Origin of the sequence: Marinomonas sp. CT5 (assembly GCF_018336975.1) — a bacterium.
Classification (GTDB): domain Bacteria; phylum Pseudomonadota; class Gammaproteobacteria; order Pseudomonadales; family Marinomonadaceae; genus Marinomonas.
The window spans coordinates 1,849,329-1,870,669 of record NZ_CP025572.1 but is presented as its reverse complement, the minus strand read 5'-3'; the positions used below and the strand labels follow the sequence as shown (position 1 = coordinate 1,870,669).

Genomic DNA, 21,341 nt, shown 5'->3' with positions numbered 1-21,341 from the left:
GCTCTCGTCTTGATCAGTAAGGAAATTCCGTTTAGAAGTGAAAGGTCGAAGTAATAAACTGTGTTCACATACCTTTTATCGACCAGCTATTGTCCGTGTATGGCGCAAGCTACTCAGTTTCATACGGCGATATTAGAAAATTGGATCAATATTAGGGAATTTTTTCTAAACCACGGAGCCTTCTTTCACGTCACTTAAAGCATTGTTGATTTCTTTCCAAGTCAGTCCACTGCCCTTTTTGTTGGGCGCTTGTGTTTGGGTCACTTGGATAATTTGCCCTGCGATGGAGATGGCGATTTCGAAAGGTTTCTTGCCGATGATTTCATCCAGCCCAACGGGGCAATGCACTGAGTCGATTTCCGCTTGGCTGAAGGAGGCACTGACAAGACGTTTTTTGAAACGTAGTGCTTTGGTTTTCGAGCCGATGAAGCGGCAGTCTTTTCGGTCTAATAAGACTTCTATACGACACACAAAAACGCATATATCAAAACTATCATTTAATTAAGGTCGTCGCGCTTTACTCTCTACTATTAATTAAATTTGGACTTACTTACAACAAATAGCTTAAAGCTTTTAAATAACCAGTTGAACATCTAATCATTTAATTTTTTTGTTTATTTATTAACCAACAAGTACTAACTTTAAAAAAACTCAAAATTCAGACAAGGAAATAACGATGAAAATTTTCATTTTGTTGCTAGTCAACTTTTTACTCACCGCCTGCTCAATCAACCCGACGGGGTCTATCAGCGTACGCTCTGTTGGGCAAGACGGCTCACTTATACAACCTCTTTCTACAAGTAAAGAACTCGCTACAGATAAAAACACCATTTATAAAACTGAACTAGACGGCTCAACCAATGGAAATGATATATATGCCATTTACCTCACCGACGCTTACTTGAAATATTTAGCCGACTGGTGGGGGGTCAACGAAATCATTTTTGTGGTGGAGTTCACAGAAGCAGTAATAGGTAACAAAGAATCTGATACCACCACCAAAATACTCGGCCCATATGAAAACTTATCAGATGGCATTAAAGCCCCTCTTTTAAATAAAGTACTGTATGGCCCCAAAAAAATGGAAAGCGACTTATTAACCATGAATATTAAGGTGTATGAATACGACTTGGACGAAAGTAAGGAAAGCTCAGCCATGCTGGAATTTATAGGTTCAGCTGCAGAAAGTTTTTCTTTATCTAACCCAGTAACCTTAGGGGAAATTAAGCTCGCTAAAGAAATAGCTAATACTTTGCTACTCGCAAATGAAAACGATTTAGTAATGGAGATGGATATAGATTTTGTTGCTGGGAACGCCAAATACATTCCAAATAACAAATCTAATATCCTACCCTTAAAAGATGGAGAAATTGTTATTGTCAAACAAGAAGGTTGCAGTGTTGCCACCTGCTACGGGTATTTTAGTAAAAACGGAGATAAATGGGAGGGATTCTTTCCTGACTTTCTGATGCTGCCATTTACCTTCTTTAACCGAGCTTTTACTGATACACCAGATAGTAAAAGTACAGAAGAATTTAAAGATGGAGGACTAAAGGTCACAAAAAAAGGACTAACCCTTAGCTCGGGAGATAAACTCTACCAAGAAAAAACATGGCTCAGACTTAATATAGTAAAGGGTGGAGACGCCTCTCAGTGGTTAGCAAGAAAAGCTTTGTACCCATCAGCTGAAGAAGTAGAAAAATTATTAAGAAATCCTTATTCAATTAATAAAGAAAATATAGACTCTATATTGAAAGGTATTAACGGGGCTCAACAAAGTTTGCTCGACGCTAAGGAATCTATCAAGCTCACTTCCAAAACAAGCCATAATGGCATTCATTTTATTGATATAGATAAATCATCTAGTGATTTATGCATCAGCTATCCAAACAATGTAAAAATTGAAGGCGCTAAATTAACAGCAACGGATGATAAATTAATTGCTAAACACTCCGATCTCAGCGATTCAAAAGGTTCAACCTGCTATAAACTTGAACCTAACGCAGATAAGGACAATTTTGGAGCAATTTCAAACTCAAATTCACTCATAGTGAACTACAGTATCAACAACAAAATAAAGGTTAAAAGTATACCCATTTTATCTAACAAAAAGATTGAAAATGAAAAAGATTTTGTCGCCAAATGTGATTCTATTAACCTACCCTCTAATAGCTACCAAATCACACTCATTGATATAAATAATAAAGCAGAACAAATCACCAACATCAATGTAGACAATGAAGATTTAAGCTTCTCTCTTGATGGCAAAACTATCTTATTAGATAGGATTTTTACAAAGACAGGTGATCAAAAAATTAATCTCAAGGGCATATTAGGAGGCGAAGCCACCTTAACCATAAAATGCATCGAATAAACATAAGCAGACGAATTATTAAAAAGGGAATTTACTTAAAAAAGCTTCCCTTTTTAATAACGTAATAGAGTGTGTAACTAAAAGCTCAACTTTCACTTAAAGCGTTGCTGATTTCTTTCCAAGTCAGTCCACTGCCCTTTTTGTTGGGCGCTTGTGTTTGGGTCACTTGGATGATTTGCCCTGCGATGGAGATGGCGATTTCGAAAGGTTTCTTGCCGGCGATTTCATCCAGCCCAACGGGGCAATGCACTGAGTCAATTTCCGCTTGGCTGAAGGAGGCACTGACAAGACGTTTTTTGAAGCGTAATGCTTTGGTTTTCGAGCCGATTAGGCCGATGAAGCGGCAGTCTTTTCGGTCTAATAAGGCTTCCACCAATTGATAATCCAAGGCGTGGTCATGGGTCATCACCAACGCGATTTCGTTGTGACTCATGTGGTCGATGTGTTCCAACATGGACTCATACAAGAAAGGCGTGACATTGCTCGGCAAACCTTTGATGCTGTGATCTTGAGCAAGGTTTTCGCGGCTGTCGACCCAAGAGATTTTCGCCTGCATGTTGCTCAACACATTGACCAAGGTGGTCGCCACATGACCCATCCCAAAAATGGTGATCTTAGTGGCGGGCTCTGGAAAATACTCTAGCAACACGCTGACCGCGCCGCCGCAACATTGATTGGTCTTGGCGGCGAGCGGAAAGTTTTCCAAAACATGAGAAGGCGAAGACGTGTCTTGCAGCATAGCACGGGCTTTTTGGCAGACAGCGTATTCCAGCTGTCCACCGCCGATGGTATCGAAGCTGTGCTCCGCGGTAATAATCATCTTGCTGGATGATTCCCGTGGAGCAGAACCTTGGGTGCCAATCACAGTGGCGATTACCCAAGCTTGCCCTGCTTTTTCCACTTCCTGCAAGGCATGAACCCAACTCATGGAAGACATCATAGGCTTGCGTCCTTAGCTTGCGCCATGTGGTTTTTTGCGGCTTTCATGGCATAAAACACGGCTTCTGGTGTGGCAGGCACCGCCAATGGTGGCGAGAAGGTGTAATCCGCTAAAGAAGCACAGGCGTCTTTTAGCGCACACCAAACAGAGATGCCTAACATCAATGGTGGTTCGCCCACGGCTTTTGAACGATATACCGATTCTTCACTGTTAGGGCGATCAAACAAGTTAACCGTGAACTTTTCAGGAATATCCGCTGATGTTGGGATTTTATAATTGGCTGGGCTGTTGGTGGTGATGCGGCCTTTTTCATCCCAGCTCAGTTCTTCCGAGGTGAGCCAGCCCATGCCCTGTACAAACGCGCCTTCGATCTGACCTATGTCCAAATCCGCATTAATCGAATCCCCCACATCGTGCAAAATATCCACTTGGGTAACTTTGTATTCCCCAGTGAAAGTATCGACGATCACTTCAGAAACCGCCGCACCATTGGCGTAATACAAGAATGGACGACCTTTTGCGGCTTTGCGGTCATAACCGATTTTGGGCGTTTTATAGAAACCAGTCGAAGATAAAGACACGCGATTCATGTAGGCCAATTTAATGAATTCAGGGAAGCTCATAGTTTCACTGCCTAAAATCACTTGATCCTTCTCAATCGCAAATTCCTCTGCAACAATGCCGAAATGTTCCATGGCAAATTCTTGCAAGCGGGTTTTGATCGTCATGGCCGCATCCAAAGCCGCCATACCGTTCAAATCGGTTCCTGCTGATGCCGCAGTTGGTGAAGCATTAGGCACTTTATCGGTACGGGTTGATCCAACATTGACCCGCTGATAATCGATGCCAAAGGCTTTGGCGACAATTTGCGCTACCTTGGTATAAAGCCCCTGCCCCATTTCCGTTCCACCATGACTTACATGCACACTGCCATCCGTGTAGATATGCAACAAGGCACCACCTTGATTCAGGTGTTTGGAAGTGAAGGAAATACCAAATTTCACTGGCGTCAGCGCCAAGCCTTTTTTCACAAAAGGATTTTGCTTGTTGAAAGCTTTTATTGCGTCTCGACGAGCACGATAGTCGGAGCTTTGTTCTAGTTCTTCGATCAGACTAAGCAGAACATCGTCTTCGATTTTTTGTCCGTAGGGCGTGGTGTTTTTCTCTCCTTGATAGCAGTTCAGCTTACGAATATCTAAGGCGTCTTTACCAACGGCGCAGGCGATTTCCTCAATGACATTTTCCGCTAAGATCACGCCTTTAGGGCCACCAAAGCCACGGAAGGCTGTATTGGAAACCGTATGGGTTTTACCTCGATAACCGCTGATTCGAGCATTTGGCAGGAAGTAAGCGTTGTCCGCATGGAACATAGCGCGATCCACAACACCGTCCGACAAATCAGCCGTACAGCCACATTTGCCCACCATGTCGTATTCCGCTGCGAGTATCTCCCCTTCATTGGAAAAGCCCACTTGGTAGCGGTTCCAAAAATCATGGCGTTTGCCCGTTTGCACCATGTCATCTTGGCGCGGCATACGGTATTTTACTGGGCAGCCATTTCGCACCGCTAGCACCGCAGCCATGCAGCTGAGCACCGCCGCTTGGGATTCTTTACCACCAAAGCCACCGCCCATACGGCGCACTTCAACCAGCACTTGCGCCACTGGCAAACCAAGTACCCGCGCCACCAGCTTTTGCACTTCGGCAGGATGCTGCGACGATGCGTAAACTTGCACGCCGCCATCTTCATTTGGCACAGCGACACTGATTTGGCCTTCTAAGTAGAAGTGTTCTTGGCCTTTGATATACAGATCGGATTTCAGTGTGTTTGGTGCTTTGGCAAGCGCTGTTTCTGCATCACCACAGCTAATGGTATGAGTGGGCAGCACAAACTCTTGGCGTTCCAAGGATTGACGAGGATGCAAGGTGGCTTCGCGAGGCTTGTACTCTATTTCCGCCAAAGTAACCGCTTGTTTAGCCGCACGCAAACTGGTGGCCGCCACGGCAAAAACCGCTTGCCCGATAAAGTGTACGAAATCGCCTGCCAATAAAAGATCACCGCTTAATACGGGTGACACGTCTACTTCACCGGGAATGTCCGCTTGCACGATCACATCCACTACGCCTGGGTAGGCGCGCACCTTGTCTAGATTGATAGACACAATGTCCGCATGCGCTTCGGTAGAAAGCCCCGTGGCAACAAACAATTCATTTGGCCATTCGGGCATGTCATCAATATAAACCGCTTGGCCAGTTACGTGTTTGATCGCCGACTCATGAACAGGTAGCAGACCGTTTTTCGTCGTGATATTAAAATCGTGTGGCAGTTTACGCATGAGTGCTTGCCTCCATGTCTGTCGATAGCGAGGCATCATTAAAAGGATGACCAGAGAAAGTCACCACATTCGTGCCATTTAATTCCAACCAAGCCTTATGCACTAGGTTACAAGCCATATCGAGACGATACTCAGCACTCGCTCGCATGTCGCTCATCGGTGTGAGTTCGCTGCGCAGTGCGGCAATGGCTTGGTGTAAGGCTTGCTCGTCATTAAGCGTTTTGCCTTGCAGCGCCGCTTCTGCTTTCATCCCACGAATCGGTGTCGCCGCCATGCCACCAAAGGCTAAACGTACGTCCGTTAATACACCGTCTTTCTCTTCAAATCGAACTGCTAACATCACGCTGGAAATATCATCTTCCATACGTTTGGAGACTTTATAAAAACGATGGAATTGCGCGAGTTTATCAAGAGGCAAATCGAACGAAGCGATCATTTCATCTTCCGCTAATTGGGTTTGTTTGTAGCCTTGGTAAAAGTCGGCGATATTGACAACTCGCGTACTACCGTCGTTTTTCAGTAATTGAATCTCAGCATCAAACGCCAGTAATAATGGCGGTAAATCGGCAATCGGGGAGGCATTGGCAATGTTGCCGCCTATCGTTCCGCGGTTACGAATTTGGCGAGAAGCAATACGGCTGAGTAACGCATAAATATGTGGGTACAGTGTTTTACTGAAGCTTTCCAGTTCACTGTAAGTCACGGCAGCGCCTATACTCAACGCCGTCTCACCGATATGAATATGTTTTAACTCAGACACACAGGACACATCGATCAAGGTCTCAAAGTCACGATAACGCTGTGTATTCTCCAGCATCAAATCCGTACCACCGGCGATTAACATCGCTTCCGGGTGAGCCACCAAGGCCTGGGCAAGCTGCTCTAAATCGGTGGGTTGTAAATAGGTATTGCTGTTGTGCGGCTCACTTTGTAGGCTTTCGAGCAGTTTTTTGATCTTGTCATTCTTGCCCATTAATTCAATGAATGGCGTCTCTTTTGATTCTTGCACCTTAATCATCGACAAGCCCGCATCAATAATCGGTCGATAACCTGTACAACGACACAAATTACCCGATATCGCATCACATACGGCGTCACGGTCTATAGGTTGATCATCGCTTTGTTTGTTCTCATAAAGACCCGCTAGAGACACAACGAAACCCGGTGTGCAAAAACCGCACTGAGAACCATGAGATTCCACCATGGCTTGCTGGGCTGGGTGCAAATCATCTACTTTAGATAAATATTCAACCGAGACTATATGTTTACCTGCCAAGGATTGCATTGGTGTAATACAAGAGTTTAATGTCGAATATCTCAATCTACCGTCTTCCAATGCACCAATAAGAAGCGTACACGCACCACAATCTCCTGATGCACAACCCTCTTTTGTCCCTGTTAAACCACGCTTTTCTCTTAGATAACGTAAAGCCGTAAAGTCGCTAGGGAGCGTATCATCTTCGATGAGTTCATCGTTTAATATAAATTGCAAAGCGCGCTCCTTATGTAAAATGGTATGAGTCATAGTCATTGAAATGCAAAAACTTGACCAATCGTACAGAGTTTTAATTAAAAACTAATAATTCAGACTGAACAAGCGATCTAGACGATCTTTTCTTGTTTTCTTGCATAAGAAAACGACCTAGCGATGTCCCGCTTTAGATCAACAGCAAACAACAAGCCAAACGATGTTGGTTCTTTTTAAAAGGCCCTTAATACAAAGCATAAGCTATTCCGTCTTAGCACCTAAATGAAAAGAAACCCAAAGACGCTTTTCAAATGACCGTAAATAATATTTATTTTTCAACAATCTATTGTCTTTATACTGCTATAACTTAGCATACGCTTTACTATCAGTATTAGAACTCAACTCATAAAGACAAGCGTACAGAAGCGATGTATTTGGCTTCTAAAAATATATTATTAGGCTTAACTAAGAGATCAAAATGACATCATCCAAAAATGGGCTAAAAGCCATTGCATTGATAGAAGCATTTAAAGGCTTAATGTCTCTTGTCGTAGGGTTTGGAATCCACGTATTAGCAGGAGAGAACTTACAAAAAATCGCTGAATCCATCGTCTCTCATGCACACTTGAATCCAGCGAGCCACTACCCAAGTGTTTTCATCCATGCAGCAAGTTCAATTACAGACAGCAATATGACCCTAATCGCTTTGGGCGCTATTGCTTATTCGTTGGTGCGATTCGTTGAAGCCTATGGTTTATGGAAAGCGTTTGTGTGGACTGAATGGTTTGCCTTACTAAGCGGGGCAATCTATTTACCATTTGAAATCTACGAAATAATTTTTCACCCGCAAATTTTAACTATCTGCGTATTTTTGCTTAATGTCATCGTGGTTTGCTACATGGCAAGCGTGCTCTACAGCAAACGTCAAAAACAAGCCTCATCCACTTCGCCCCCCTAAAATTACCTTTAATTAACATCAATTAGCCCATTCATTAGAATACCTCCGCTTAGAGTAGCAATACACAGCAAACGACCTTCAGTGTTCTCCCCTAGTATTGCACCTAAAACCATTTTCCAGCGCACCGTTTTGTTTCATCTCCCCCCTAAAAGCTGCGAGCATCAGCTACTTTCAACCTTGAGTAAAAAATATTTTTATATATTTCAAACAGTTAAATATTTTTCAATACGCTAAAAAGTTTATGGAACGATTGTTGCTAAATAAAAAAACAGTGAAACAAGTGAGTCTTTAAGCCCTATTAATTGTATGGAGTATGTTTATGAAAGCGGCAAAGAAAACAGCAATTCGATTGACTCTTTTAGCCAGTATCATCTCAAGCACTTCTGTCATGGCGGCAGATCAGGTGACCTTCCAATTAGACTGGTTACCGGGTGGTGATAAAGCGCCAGTTTATGTTGGTATTCAACAAGGTTTCTTTGCTGACGAAGATTTGGAAGTCAAAATTGCCAGTGGTCGTGGATCGACTGATGCTTTGACCAAGATGGCAACAGGGCAATCGGATATTGGCAGCTCGGATATTGGTGCGTTAATGGCTGCTAAAGCGCAAGCTGATGTGCCTGTAGTCGCCGTTTATCCCTATTTCACCCAAGCGCCACATGCCTTTTTCGTACTCAAAAGCAGCGGCATTAAGTCCATTAAAGATTTGAAAGGCAAAAAAGTCGCTACCTCACCTTTCACCTCATCCAACGCATTTTTACCTTTGGTTTTAAAGCAAAACGGATTGAGCGAAAGCGATATTAAATTAGTGAAATCGGATCCGGGTGCCTTGGCTCCCATGATGATCACGGGTAATGCTGATGCCATTATTGCTTGGGTTACCAATACAGCACTTTATGACGCACAAGCAAAAGGAGCAGGCAAAGAACTCATCGAAATGCCTTGGTCAAACTCGGGTTTATCCCTGTATAGCTCATCTGTTTTGGCCTCTGAACGCTTTTTGAAAGAACGTCCAGACGTCGCAAAACGCTTCATTAAAGCCTTTGCCAAGTCCATTAAATTTACCTACGCGCATCCCGACCAAGCTGGGATCGATTTACATAAAATGGTGCCAGAAGTGGATGCCAGTATTGTCTCTGCCCAAATTAAGAGCATTTACAACTTGGTCTATAACGATGTCACCAAACAAGACGGCTTTGGTAATTTCACCGATGAGCGAATTCAAAAAACCTGGGAGTACGTGGCAGAAGCGAATGGTTTAAGCACAGACGCTATTGACCCCAAAACGGCCGTAAACAGCAGTTTCAAACCGGAGTAGTAAGATGCAAAACAGCGATACTAAAGCAGCTTACGTTAGTATGAAAAATGTGGGTCATAAATATGACCCACATCCAGATACCCCGATGGTTGTGCAAGACATAGATCTGGATATTCATCGTCACGAATTCGTGGCGGTGGTAGGGCCTTCTGGCTGCGGTAAATCAACCCTATTACGCATGGTGGCAGGATTATTGATTCCTTCCCACGGTGAAGTGTCAGTATTCAATTTACCAGTAACGGAACCTCGTGATGACGTGGGCATCGTTTTTCAAAAGGCCAACTTATTGCCTTGGCTAACAGTGCGTAAAAACGTGTTGTTTCCGCTCAAACACAAATACGGCAGCTACTCCGCCAGCGATGAAAAACGCGCCAACGAGTTGTTAGAAATGGCTGGTCTTACTCAGTTTGCCGACAAGATGCCAGACGAATTATCTGGTGGTATGCAACAACGCGTTGGCATTGTTCGCGCGCTCTTGCTCAACCCAGACATTCTTTTGATGGATGAGCCATTTTCGGCGCTGGATGCCTTAACACGAGAGCAAATCGGTTTTGACTTGCTCGATATTTGGAAAAAGAACCCAAAAACCGTGTTGTTTATCACTCACTCAATCAGCGAAGCCGTGTTGTTATCTGACCGTATTTTGGTCATGAGCAAACGTCCCGGCACGGTTTTAGATTTGATCGAGGTGGATTTACCACGCCCACGTTCTTCCAAAACCATTAACTCCCCTCGCTTTGCAGAGCTAACCGATTTAATTAGAGGCTATATTTATGAACCCAACGTACCAGCCTAAATCTTGGCTTACTCAACAGGCCAATCGCTTCGCTCCGGGTTTGTTCTTTATCGGTCTTGTGCTGGTGTGGGAATTAATCTGTCGCGCGGGCAATGTGCCAAATTACATTCTGCCCTCTCCATCCGCGATATTTATGGCGTTTTTTGATGTGGAATTTTCTCGCTGGCTAACACACCTTTGGGCCACGTTACGGGTTGCGCTAATGGGCTTTGCTCTGTCTATTCTCATTGCGATTCCCTTGTCTATTGGCATGATGCGTTCCGAATTGATGAACCGTGTTCTTTATCCCGCTTTGATCGTGATTCAATCGACGCCAGTGGTGGCCGTTGCGCCTTTGATCATTGTCTTGCTGGGCACAGAAGATCCATCTCGCGTGCTAATCACCTGCTTGATCACCTTCTTTCCTCTGGTGGTATCCACCACAACGGGCATGTTAGAAACCCCACCCGAAATGATCGAACTGAGCCAATCTTTACGCGCTCCACGCTACCGAGAAACTTGGCAGATTCGCATTCCTTATGCGATCCCTCATATTTTTAGTGGCCTTCGAGTATCCATCACTTTAGCCATCATTGGTGCTGTGGTAGCGGAATTTGTCGCCGCAGAGGAAGGGTTGGGCTATTTCATTCAGTTCTCCACGTCTTTCTTTAAAATTCCACAAGCTTTTGCTGGACTTATTTTCTTGTCGATTATCAGTTTATTGCTGTTTAAATCGATTCAATGGATTCAGGCGTGGTGGTTTCCGTGGAGCCTTCCTAAGAAGAAATAGTTTGCGATTATTGCGCTCATGACATCGTAAGAACCTCAACTATAGAGACAGATATGACATTAAACACTAAAGACACCGATTTTTTACGCCAAAGCTTTGCGCTTGCCGAGGAAGCCAAACAACAAGGTATTCATCCCTTTGCGGCGATTTTGGTAGACGATAAAGACAATGTACTGATGACCCAAGTCAACGGCTACTTGCCTGATTTCGATATGACAGGCCATGCAGAGCGCAAGTTAATGACGCGCGCAAGCAAAGCGTATCGCCCTGATTTTCTCGTAAAATGCACCATGTATGTTTCCGCAGAACCCTGTGCGATGTGCGCAGGCTCAGCTTATTGGGCGGGACTTGGGCGTCTGGTATACGGGCTAAGCGAAGACAGCTTAAAACAAATCACGGGCAATCACCCAGAAAACCCAACCTTGGCGTTACCTTGTCGAACCGTCTTTGAATCAGGCCAACGACAAGTTGAAGTCATTGGGCCTTGCCTTGAAGAAGAGGCCGCAAAATTGCATGAGGGGGTTTGGTAAATAAAAGCGTTAACCAATCAATAGCAATAACCGGAGTAGAAGCAGTCAGATGTTTTTCAAAAGAAATGCATCAGGTCATTGCTCCATTTTCCACTAGGCAAAACGCCTAGTTATTTTCAACCTAGGAGAATGGGAGAAAACCATGACACATTCATATTCACTTGAAGAACTACAACGCGAAACCACTTTTGGTGGTAAAGGGGAAGACACCAACGACCGAGAAATTCGCATCATAGATATGAGCGATTTTGAAAATCGTCGAGAAGAAATCACCGAACAACTTTGGCTAGCGGCCACGCAAATCGGCTTTTTCCAATTAAGTAATCACGGCATAGATCCGCAAGATATAGACGCCGCCTTCAAAGAATCAGAGCGTTTCTTTAACCTACCAGAAAGCATCAAGAGCCAATATCCTCGCCCCAAAAGCGTCAATGCAGGATGGGAAAGTCGCAGTCAAATCCGCCCTTCTACTGGCACCAAAGACCAAAAAGAATCTTATCAGATTACCCAATACCACATGGATAATTTGTGGCCGACTGAAGACGAGTTGCCAAACTTTCAAGCCAACACTCTACGCTTTGAAAAACAATGCTGGGAAGTGGGCATGAAAGTCCTATCCTGTTTTACAGACAAACTTGGCTTTGCTAGAGACTTTTTTACCCAAGCACACGACCCAAACCAAACCGACTACCAAAGCACATTACGCTTACTGCACTATTACCCAACAGAGGGCGTCAATGAGCAAGGTAATATTTGGCGCGCTGGTGCTCATACCGATTTCGATTGTTTAACGCTATTGTTCCAACACGAAGGCCATGGCGGCTTACAAGTTTGCCCAGGAGCAGAAGCCGATACGCAACGCTGGACCAGCATTCCACCCATTGCCAATGTGATCACCTGTAACATTGGTGATATGTTGATGCGATGGAGTGATGACCAGCTTAAATCCAACCTACATAGGGTTCGCTTGCCACGTATCAATGAATACTGCGGCAGTCGCCATTCTATTGCCTTCTTTTGCCAAGCCAATAAAACGCAGATCATCCAAGGCCCAGCCAAACGCTACCAACCCATCAGTGCAGCAGACTTTTTGACCCAACGTATTCAGGCTAATTTTGTAGATAAATAACCGCCAAGAGGCCATCATAAAATCCCTATGATGGCCTTTTTAAATAAGGTTTGATTCAAAATATCAAATAACAATATCTTCTTGGCTGTTGAATTGTATTAAGGCATTTTCAAACTCAGAAAGCGCATTTTCAAAATCAACTCTTGAATTAAAGCCACCTAAAGACACTCTAAAAGAATTAACCGAAGGTAAGGACGCAGTAGGACAACGAAACAAATCGGCGGTTCTGACTTTGATATTTTTTGATGCAAAAAAATTATTCAGTTGGTTCACATTAATATGACTTGGTAACGTCAACCAAGCATTCAAACCGCCAGTCCGAGAGCGCAAACCATGCTTTTCAACCAGTGCATGAAAAGCGTCTTGCCGATAACGCATCTCACCTTCTAGAAGGGACTGATTATGTTGAAAATTTTCACTTCTTAAGAAACGAGTGGCCAATTCGAAGTTTAGTGTCGATACCATCCAACACTGACTATGAATGCTCATATTAAAGGCTTGTTGCCATTGTTTAGGAACCAAACAAAAAGCAATTCTTAAACCACCCGCCACATATTTAGAGAGACTGGAAAGATAGAATATTCGATCTGGGGCTTGCTGCTGTAACGGCACTTTCCAATTTTCTGGTAGGCAATAATTCACATCATCTTCAATAATATAAAACTGATATTTCTCACTTAACTTAACTATTGCCCTTAGCTGCGTTTCTGAGTACTGAATATTAGTCGGATTTTGAATATTAGGTGTGATGTACAGCACTTTTGGGCGAAACTTCTGACAGTATTCTTCTAATACCACCAAATCCAACCCTTCCGCCGTTAGCGGCACACTTAACGGATTAACGCCGCGGGCTTCTGCTGCTCGAAATACCCCAGGGTATGCTAACTCTTCATGAAGAATGTAGTCATTTTCTTTGGTGAGAATTTGCAGGCAAGTATAAATCCCTTGTTGGGCACCTTGGGTGAAAGCAATGTCATCTTTATCAATTTGAATCTGCTTAGAAGCAAGCCAATCGCTGAATATTTGCCGATGCTTTCGTAAGCCATTTGGCGAATAAGTCATCACCTCTTCTATTGAAATAAGATCTTGCGCCAATTCGTTTAGCGCATTTTTCACCAACATTTGCTGACCTAACATAGGCTGCATACTGGAGGCAAAATCGTATTCCTTAATGGCTGGCACATCACTAGTCACAAAGGAGCTTGGAAGATTTACATAAGTGCCTGCTCCCAACTTTGCGTTCACCAAACCTTTCTTTTCCAGCAAATCATACGCTCTGGTCACCGTGCCATGAGTAATCTCAAGTTTGTCGGCTAACAACCTTTGCGCAGGCAACTTTTGTTTATCAGGTAATTCGCCTGATTGTATCGCCTGCTCAATTATATGAGCCAATGCCTTGTATTTTGGATGCGCCAAACAAGCTTGATCAAATGTATCTTTGCTAATGCCCATAATTGTATTCATAACAATAAATAAATTGCCCAAAATTGTATTCTATGTAAATCTAATTAAAGACAATACAACATAAATTGTATCAATACAATTTAAATCTAAAACTTTCTTTAAAGGAATGGAAATGATCAATAATGCCCTATTGGAAATCACCCCTGCGCTCATTCTTTTTTGCTTAATAAGCACCATAACACCAGGACCTAATAACATCCTATTAGCCAATTCAGGGGCCAATTTTGGTATTAAAAGAACACTACCTCACGTGCTTGGTATTCGCTTTGGCATGACACTACTGCATATACTGATTTTGTTTGGCTTGGGGGAAATGTTTAAGCATTGGCCTTATCTACATAAGGTGTTCGCTTTTGTTGCAGCAAGCTACATCGTTTACATGGCAATCAAAATTGCGCTTGCCAAAAGACACTCTGATAAAAAAGCACTTCAACCCATGGGGATTTTACAAGCCGCCTCATTTCAAGCAATTAACCCTAAATCGTGGGCAAGCCTAATGACAGCAAGTTCTGTGTTCACATTAACAGGGGATCTTTATTGGTCATCGGCTGTGCTGTGCATCATTATGTTTAATATTGCGACGCTACCCGGCACATTTATGTGGATTACCATAGGTAAGCTAGTCTCGAACAGGTTGCAAGAGCCGAAGTTTCACCGCTACTTTAGCGTATCCATGGGGCTGTTACTGCTCACTACCTTACCTATGATCTTTATTTAGAGATCCGATAATCTAAAACCTGCAATCTTATGAACTTCGCTCATGGCTCGGTCAAACTCAGTTTGCCAGTCATTGGGCATTCTGCTTTCGAAGCCCATTAGAATTTGCTCTTTAGTGGCGCCTTTCACGGCCATAATAAAAGGAAAACCAAACTTCTCTCGGTAGGTATCATTCAATTGCAGGAATTGGGTTAATTCTTCTGGTGTGCATTGATCCAGACCCGCTCCTGCTTGCTCGGAGGTGGACTCTTGTGTCAACTGCCCTGCTAGAGCAGCCTTACCGGCTAAATCTGGGTGGGCACGGAGTAAAATCAGCTTTTGCTCATCACTACTTTGTTCGACGATATCGGCCATCGCCAATCGTATCTTGTCGATGCTGTCGAGATAGGTCTCTGGATTCTGGGATTTTTGACGCCATAATGCTTCTGCCACCCATTCAGAATGTTCATAAATACGGCTAAATAACGCGATAAAATCCGCCTCTTCCATTTGGCTGATAACAACTAACGGGTCGTGCATGGTAAGACTCCAAATTCCAACAATTCTACAAAAACAATACTGACAAGTAAAAAACACTCATGGCACAAATATTGATACCCATGAAACACTATTTTCAGACACATTTCATTTATTACTGTGCTCCTTGCAAAAAACAGGCAAGATCACATCACCATAAAAAAATACAGTAAGGAAAAACAATGGGATACCTCACTACCCACATCCTCGACACGACAAAAGGCATTGCTGCTGCTGGCGTAAAAATACACCTTTACCAACTTAATGATGGCCAGCGACAACTTATTCATAGCACCATTTCCAACAATGATGGCCGCTGTGATCAGCCTTTACTGCAAGACGATCAGTTTTCTGTAGGGATTTATGAGCTGGAATTTGCTATCGACGAATACTTTGCTGATACGCTAGAAAACAATCAATCATCTGGGCCCAGCTTTTTAAACACAGTAATTATTCGCTTCGGCATCAATGACGAAAACGCCCATTATCATATCCCTTTGCTTGTCTCACCTTACTCTTACAGCACCTACCGAGGCAGTTAATCTTGCCAATTATACTGGCTTGAATATGAACCAGAATGAAGCAAATCCCATTTCACTCGCACCAAGTTAATCCATTTTCTGTCCTATCGGTCAAAGAAGAAATTTCGCCTTTGTCTTCTTTGACCCAATCCGATGAATAATGCGCCCCTCTAAAACAAAGGTTTCAATAAAAAATTAATAGGCTCACCTGTTTCATGGCACACAAATTGCCATTCATTCCTTTAACGAGACATTAAAAATGCGCGGTTATGCAACGCCATATCAGCGCAAGATTAAAGGAGAATAAGATGAAAGCACTTATTATTGGCGCAGGGATCGGTGGCATGTCTGCTGCTGCCGCACTCAAACATCAAGGCATCGAATGCGATATTTTTGAAGCGGTTAAAGAGATCAAGCCAGTGGGTGCCGCGCTCTCTATTTGGTCCAACGGTGTAAAATGCATGAACCATTTAGGCATGGGCAGCATCATGGATGAGCTAGGTGGCCCTATGCACAAAATGGCATACAACGATGGCATGACAGGCAGTGTGATGACGCAATTTAGCCTTGCTCCACTCGTGGATGCCGTCGGCGAACGCCCTTGCCCAGTGTCTCGTGCCGACCTACAAAGCCAAATGATTGAATGGTGGGGACAGGACCAGATTCAATTTAACAAGCGTATTGAAAAAGTTGAACAAAGCGACACGGAAGTGACTGCCTACTTTACTGATGGAACCACTGCCACAGGGGATTTTATGATAGCAGCGGATGGCACTCACTCCATTGTACGTGCCGATGTGATTGGTTATCAAACCGAGCGCCGCTATGCAGGTTATGTTAACTGGAATGGTTTAGTCGACATCGATGAAAGCCTTGCGCCTGGTGACCAGTGGACCACCTTTGTTGGTGAAGGCAAACGCGTTTCCATTATGCCCATTGCTGGCGGCCGTTTTTACTTCTTCTTTGATGTACCGTTACCAAAAGGTCTAGCCGAAGACAGAAGTACCCTGGTGTCCGACCTATCGCGTTATTTTGAAGGCTGGGCAGAACCTGTCCAAAAACTGATTGCTGCCATTAATCCAGAAACCACCAATCGTATTGAAATCCACGACATTGAGCCTTTTGATACCTTGGTCAAAGGCAATATAGCCCTGCTTGGTGATGCCGCGCACAGTACCACACCCGATATTGGTCAAGGTGGCTGTTCTGCCCTAGAAGATGCGGTTGTACTTGGACAATGCTTTGCTGATCAATTCAAAGAGAAAGACAAAACTGTTTCTGGAGTGTTGGCCGCTTTGAAACAATACGAAGAAGAACGCCGCTTTCGCGTGAAGGATCTTGTACTAAAAGCTCGTAAACGCTGCGATGTAACCCATGGCAAAGACATGCAAGAAACCCAAGCTTGGTACGATGAGCTAAGACAAGAAACCGGTGAAAATATTATTGCAGGGTTGCGTACAACGATTATAGGTGGGCCACTGGCCTAAAAAAACATCGCAATCATGACCGCTTTGTCATCTTGTAAAGCGGTCGTGACTTACTTTTATTCACATTCAATCAATAACTAAAACTTGATAAGAATCATAAATCTCGATATAAAGTCATCAATAGCCGGAGATGACGATGAGTAAAAAGTTCTTATTGCTAACCCCTGAGGATGGCGCGGACGTTCTAAAAAGCCTCGCGGCACCTGCCCGATTGGCTATATTGGCCTTGCTACATGAAAAAGGCCCAATGAATGTCAATGACATTGCCGATCTACTGGAACTCCCCCAATCCTCTACCTCTAGCCATTTGAACTCCCTCGAAAGCGCTGGCCTCATCACCACAGAAAGTCAAAAAGGCCGCAAAGGCAGCCAAAAAATTTGCCGCGCCACACATGAAGAAATCGTCTTATCTTTTAGCAATACCAAAAAAAATCAGAACAACGTCATCGAAGTGGCTATGCCGGTTGGCTTGTATTCTGAATTTGATGTCATGGCCCCATGTGGTTTGTGCTCAGAGACAGGCATAGTGGGTTTTCTTGATAGTCCAGATACCTATCTGTCTCCCGACCGCATGCGCGCTGGCTTATTGTGGTTCACCAAGGGCTATGTGGAATACCAATTCCCTAACAATGCACGCATTGCCGGTCAAACAGTGAAGGAACTAGACCTTATAATGGAACTGTCCTCAGAAGTGCCGGGCACCTCAGAAAACTGGCCTTCTGATATCCATGTGTCCATCAATGGTATCACTGTTGCCATCTGGACAGCGCCAGGGGACTATGGCGATCATCGTGGTAAATTCACCCCCGACTGGTGGAAATTAGCAGGCAGCCAATATGGCCACTTAAAAAGCTTTCGCGTCACAGAAGACGGCACTTACGTTGATGGTATAAGAGTTTCTAACGTCTCTTTAAAAGATCTCGCACTAGAAGAACATAGATCCATTCGCGTGCGAATCTCAGTTCCCAATGACGCAGAACACCCTGGTGGTATCAATATTTTTGGTAAGCAGTTCGGTAATTACGATCAAGATATCGTATTACGCCTTCAATCTTAATCTCACACAACATCCTGTTTTCTGATGTAGACTTTCTGTTGTTGAGTCCTCTCGCCCAAAAGCTCAATAAATTATATAAGTTTTAATAGCTTAGAGACTCGCTAACGATTTCCATCTTTCTTTTTTCGCATCATATCACGCTGATTCATACCAATTTTGGTATTTCATTGAGCAAAAAATAAACGTCTTATTGATTGACCTTAGGCTAAACATGATTTTAATATCCAAATATCCGATAAATAACAAAAATCAAAATACTTAATAAAATCTTAAACCTCTAAAAATAAAGATAAGAAAAAAGGAGTTTCCATGCGAGCCACCGTGACTGCACACAAAGACTATGTGATCGCCAAAATTGATCCCCGCCTATACGGCTCATTCATCGAACATCTGGGACGAGCTGTTTACAGCGGCATTTACGAACCAAGTCACGCAACGGCGGATAAAAACGGTTTTCGCCAAGATGTTATCGAACTCATTAAAGACATTGATGTTCCTGTTACTCGCTACCCTGGTGGCAATTTTGTATCCGCCTACAATTGGGAAGATGGCATTGGGCCAAAAGAGAACCGTCCTACTCGCCTTGATCTTGCTTGGCACACTTCAGAAAGCAATGAAATTGGTATTCACGAATTCGCAGAGTGGGCTGAACAAGCAGGCACAGAAATGATGCTCGCCGTTAACCTTGGTTCCCGAGGTTTGGATGAAGCACGCGCTTTCCTTGAGTATGTAAATCACCCTGGCGGCTCTTATTGGTCTGACCTTCGCAAACAGAATGGCCGAGAAAAGCCTTGGGATGTGAAGCTTTGGTGTCTGGGTAATGAAATGGATGGCCCTTGGCAAATCGGACAGAAAACCGCAGCGGAATATGGTCGAGTCGCGTTTGAAACCGCTAAAGCCATGCGAGCTTTCGACAAAAACATCGAGCTGGTTGTCTGTGGTTCGTCTTCTCCCAAAATGCCGACTTACCCTGAATGGGAAAGCACGGTGCTGGATTACACTTACGATACTGTCGACTACATCTCGCTGCACATGTATTTCGACAACCATGAAAAAAATACAGCGAATTACCTAGCCAAAGCCAGTTTGCTCGATAACTATATCGAGACCATCGCTGCGGTTATTAAAGCAACCAAAGCCAAAAAGCGCTCCAATCACGATGTGTATATTTCCTTCGATGAATGGAATGTCTGGTATCACTCCAACGAACAAGATAAAAAAATTCTCGAAGGCAATGATGGTTGGCCTCATGCACCGGCCCTACTCGAAGACATTTACGACTTTGCCGACACTCTACAAGTGGGCTGTATTTTAAATACCTTTATTCGCCACAGTGATGTGGTGAAAATTGGCTGTTTAGCGCAGTTGGTCAATGTAATCGCCCCGATTATGACGGTCAAAGACGGCCCAGCTTGGCGTCAGTCAACTTACTACCCTTACCTATTTGCATCCCAATACGGGCGTGGCACCGCCCTTAACCTTGCGGTGCAATGCCAAGGCTACACGACCGAATTTGCTGAAGATGTCTCCTATTTGGATATTTCTGCGGTGGAATCCGATAAAGATGGCGCACTGACCTTCTTTATCGTTAACCGTCACCCTGATGAAAACATTGAATTAGCACTCTCTCTGCAAGGTTTTACCCATAACAACATCATTATGGATAAAGAGATGGCAGGCCACGCACTTGACGCTAAAAATGGTCCAGATGCAGAGCAAGTAGTCCCCAAAGATGGACAAGGTGCATCAGTGTCACAACAGCAACTCACAGCAAGCATTGCTCCTATGAGCTATCGCATGATTCGTATTGGGGGTTAATTCCCCCAACAGTTATCCGTTTTAACATTGCTGAGTGAGGAAACTATGTCTGCATCTATCTCTATAAAAAATATAACAAAGCGATATGACAGTGTTAACGTATTAGACGACATCAACTTGCACATTGAAGATGGTGAATTTGTTGTCTTTCTTGGCCCATCCGGTTGCGGTAAATCTACCCTTTTGCGCATGATTGCTGGGTTGGAATCCATTACCGAAGGCACCATCGAAATTGGCCATGAACGCATTGATACCTTGCCGCCAGGTCAACGTGGCGTTGCCATGGTGTTTCAGTCCTACGCGCTCTACCCTCATATGACCACTCGCCAAAACATGGCGTTTGGTCTGGAAAACATCAAAGTCGCACAAGATGACATTGACCGTCGCGTGAATGACGCGGCCAAAATCCTCGAAATTGATCACCTGCTGGATCGCAAACCCGGACGATTATCAGGTGGCCAACGACAGCGTGTGGCCATCGGTCGTGCCATTGTCAAAGAACCCAAAGCCTTCTTGTTTGATGAACCTCTATCCAATTTAGATGCGGCATTACGTGGCCGAACCCGTTTGGAATTGGCTCAACTCCACCAGCGCCTTGGATCGACCATGATCTTTGTTACCCATGATCAAGTGGAGGCCATGACCCTAGCCGATCGCATCGTCATCATGCATAACCAAAAAATAGAGCAAATCGGCACGCCGATGGAGATTTACCAATATCCGGTGAGCCGTTTTGTTGCCGAATTTGTTGGTTCTCCCGCCATGTCGATGCTTCCCATTAGCGCGATTACTCCTGCTGCCGAAGGCGTTTGCGTAGAGGTAGACCAGGTCGGAAAAATAGCCACCAGCGTAACACTACCAGATGACTTTAACCCAAAAGGAGCGGTTCTTGGGGTTCGAGCAGAAGACACACAAGTGGTTGCAGCAACGGAAAATGGTCTCGACTTGACCATCAAAGTGGTGGAACGCCTAGGTGATAGAACCTTGCTTTATGGCACTTTGGCCAATGGAACAGAACTTATTGCAGAAGACTCTGGTCGCTCAAAAGCTAAGGCTGGCGATACCATTCGAATTGCCCTGTCTTCTAACGCCACGCACATTTTTGACGGTAATGGCTTGGCCTATCACGGTCAAAAGGAGGTGTAA

At 44.1% G+C, this 21,341-nt stretch carries 19 protein-coding genes; 13 read left to right on the top strand and 6 right to left on the bottom strand.

The window, feature by feature from the left end:
- Window positions 1-165: 165 nt before the first annotated feature.
- The gene (locus C0J08_RS08715) at window positions 166-471 is read right to left on the bottom strand and encodes an XdhC family protein (protein WP_249344598.1); all 306 of its coding nucleotides are present in this window, start codon (window positions 469-471) and stop codon (window positions 166-168) included.
- A gap of 205 nt (window positions 472-676) precedes the next feature.
- Here C0J08_RS08715 and C0J08_RS08710 point away from each other — a divergent pair, with 205 nt between their 5' ends.
- Complete coding sequence (locus tag C0J08_RS08710; RefSeq protein WP_212655754.1) at window positions 677-2,374, top strand: hypothetical protein; 1,698 nt, start codon at window positions 677-679, stop codon at window positions 2,372-2,374.
- An 85-nt stretch (window positions 2,375-2,459) separates the two neighbouring features.
- On the opposite strand, the gene xdhC is transcribed toward C0J08_RS08710, so the two are convergent.
- Genes xdhC through xdhA form a run of 3 tightly spaced genes read right to left on the bottom strand, consistent with a single transcriptional unit; the run spans window position 2,460 to window position 7,142 of the window.
- Window positions 2,460-3,314, bottom strand: coding sequence for a xanthine dehydrogenase accessory protein XdhC (gene xdhC / locus C0J08_RS08705; protein WP_212655753.1), 855 nt, complete (start codon window positions 3,312-3,314; stop codon window positions 2,460-2,462).
- A complete protein-coding gene (gene xdhB, locus C0J08_RS08700) occupies window positions 3,311-5,650 on the bottom strand; it encodes a xanthine dehydrogenase molybdopterin binding subunit (RefSeq protein WP_212655752.1) in 2,340 nt (779 codons plus the stop codon). Before xdhB ends, xdhC begins: the two co-directional genes overlap by 4 nt.
- Entirely contained in the window at window positions 5,643-7,142 is a 1,500-nt protein-coding gene (xdhA, locus tag C0J08_RS08695; protein WP_212655751.1) for a xanthine dehydrogenase small subunit, read from the bottom strand. The genes xdhB and xdhA overlap by 8 nt, the downstream gene beginning before the upstream one ends.
- Before the next feature lie 454 nt (window positions 7,143-7,596).
- Between xdhA and C0J08_RS08690 the strand changes: the two genes are divergently transcribed.
- From C0J08_RS08690 to C0J08_RS08665, 6 genes are all read left to right on the top strand, one after another.
- Window positions 7,597-8,076: a DUF2127 domain-containing protein gene (locus C0J08_RS08690; RefSeq protein ID WP_212655750.1), complete on the top strand. Its 480-nt coding sequence runs from the start codon at window positions 7,597-7,599 to the stop codon at window positions 8,074-8,076.
- Window positions 8,077-8,395: 319 nt separating this feature from the next.
- A complete protein-coding gene (locus C0J08_RS08685) occupies window positions 8,396-9,391 on the top strand; it encodes an ABC transporter substrate-binding protein (protein WP_212655749.1) in 996 nt (331 codons plus the stop codon).
- A 4-nt stretch (window positions 9,392-9,395) separates the two neighbouring features.
- Complete coding sequence (locus C0J08_RS08680; RefSeq protein WP_212655748.1) at window positions 9,396-10,187, top strand: ABC transporter ATP-binding protein; 792 nt, start codon at window positions 9,396-9,398, stop codon at window positions 10,185-10,187.
- Window positions 10,165-10,956: an ABC transporter permease gene (locus C0J08_RS08675; protein ID WP_212655747.1), complete on the top strand. Its 792-nt coding sequence runs from the start codon at window positions 10,165-10,167 to the stop codon at window positions 10,954-10,956. Before C0J08_RS08680 ends, C0J08_RS08675 begins: the two co-directional genes overlap by 23 nt.
- Before the next feature lie 53 nt (window positions 10,957-11,009).
- On the top strand, window positions 11,010-11,486 hold the full coding sequence (locus C0J08_RS08670; RefSeq protein ID WP_212655746.1) for a nucleoside deaminase: 477 nt from the start codon (window positions 11,010-11,012) through the stop codon (window positions 11,484-11,486).
- A 142-nt stretch (window positions 11,487-11,628) separates the two neighbouring features.
- Window positions 11,629-12,615 (top strand): isopenicillin N synthase family dioxygenase, encoded by a 987-nt coding sequence (locus C0J08_RS08665; RefSeq protein WP_212655745.1) that lies wholly within the window; start codon window positions 11,629-11,631, stop codon window positions 12,613-12,615.
- Between the two features lie 63 nt (window positions 12,616-12,678).
- Here C0J08_RS08665 and C0J08_RS08660 read toward each other — a convergent pair whose 3' ends face one another.
- The gene (locus tag C0J08_RS08660) at window positions 12,679-14,079 is read right to left on the bottom strand and encodes an aminotransferase-like domain-containing protein (RefSeq protein ID WP_212655744.1); all 1,401 of its coding nucleotides are present in this window, start codon (window positions 14,077-14,079) and stop codon (window positions 12,679-12,681) included.
- A 112-nt stretch (window positions 14,080-14,191) separates the two neighbouring features.
- On the opposite strand from C0J08_RS08660, the gene C0J08_RS08655 reads away from it, so the two are divergent.
- A complete protein-coding gene (locus C0J08_RS08655; protein WP_249344596.1) occupies window positions 14,192-14,797 on the top strand; it encodes a LysE family translocator in 606 nt (201 codons plus the stop codon).
- On the opposite strand, the gene uraD is transcribed toward C0J08_RS08655, so the two are convergent.
- The gene (uraD, locus tag C0J08_RS08650) at window positions 14,794-15,315 is read right to left on the bottom strand and encodes a 2-oxo-4-hydroxy-4-carboxy-5-ureidoimidazoline decarboxylase (protein WP_212655743.1); all 522 of its coding nucleotides are present in this window, start codon (window positions 15,313-15,315) and stop codon (window positions 14,794-14,796) included. The two genes, C0J08_RS08655 and uraD, sit on opposite strands and share 4 nt — an antisense overlap.
- 179 nt (window positions 15,316-15,494) lie before the next feature.
- On the opposite strand from uraD, the gene uraH reads away from it, so the two are divergent.
- The 5 genes from uraH (at window position 15,495) to C0J08_RS08625 (ending at window position 21,341) form a co-directional block, all read left to right on the top strand.
- Window positions 15,495-15,854 (top strand): hydroxyisourate hydrolase, encoded by a 360-nt coding sequence (uraH, locus tag C0J08_RS08645; protein WP_212655742.1) that lies wholly within the window; start codon window positions 15,495-15,497, stop codon window positions 15,852-15,854.
- 287 nt (window positions 15,855-16,141) lie between these two features.
- Window positions 16,142-17,320, top strand: coding sequence for an FAD-dependent urate hydroxylase HpxO (gene hpxO / locus C0J08_RS08640; RefSeq protein ID WP_212655741.1), 1,179 nt, complete (start codon window positions 16,142-16,144; stop codon window positions 17,318-17,320).
- A gap of 136 nt (window positions 17,321-17,456) precedes the next feature.
- Entirely contained in the window at window positions 17,457-18,377 is a 921-nt protein-coding gene (locus C0J08_RS08635) for an ArsR/SmtB family transcription factor (protein ID WP_212655740.1), read from the top strand.
- Window positions 18,378-18,686: 309 nt separating this feature from the next.
- Window positions 18,687-20,195, top strand: coding sequence for an arabinosylfuranosidase ArfA (arfA, locus tag C0J08_RS08630; RefSeq protein ID WP_212655739.1), 1,509 nt, complete (start codon window positions 18,687-18,689; stop codon window positions 20,193-20,195).
- A 45-nt stretch (window positions 20,196-20,240) separates the two neighbouring features.
- Entirely contained in the window at window positions 20,241-21,341 is a 1,101-nt protein-coding gene (locus C0J08_RS08625) for an ABC transporter ATP-binding protein (RefSeq protein ID WP_212655738.1), read from the top strand.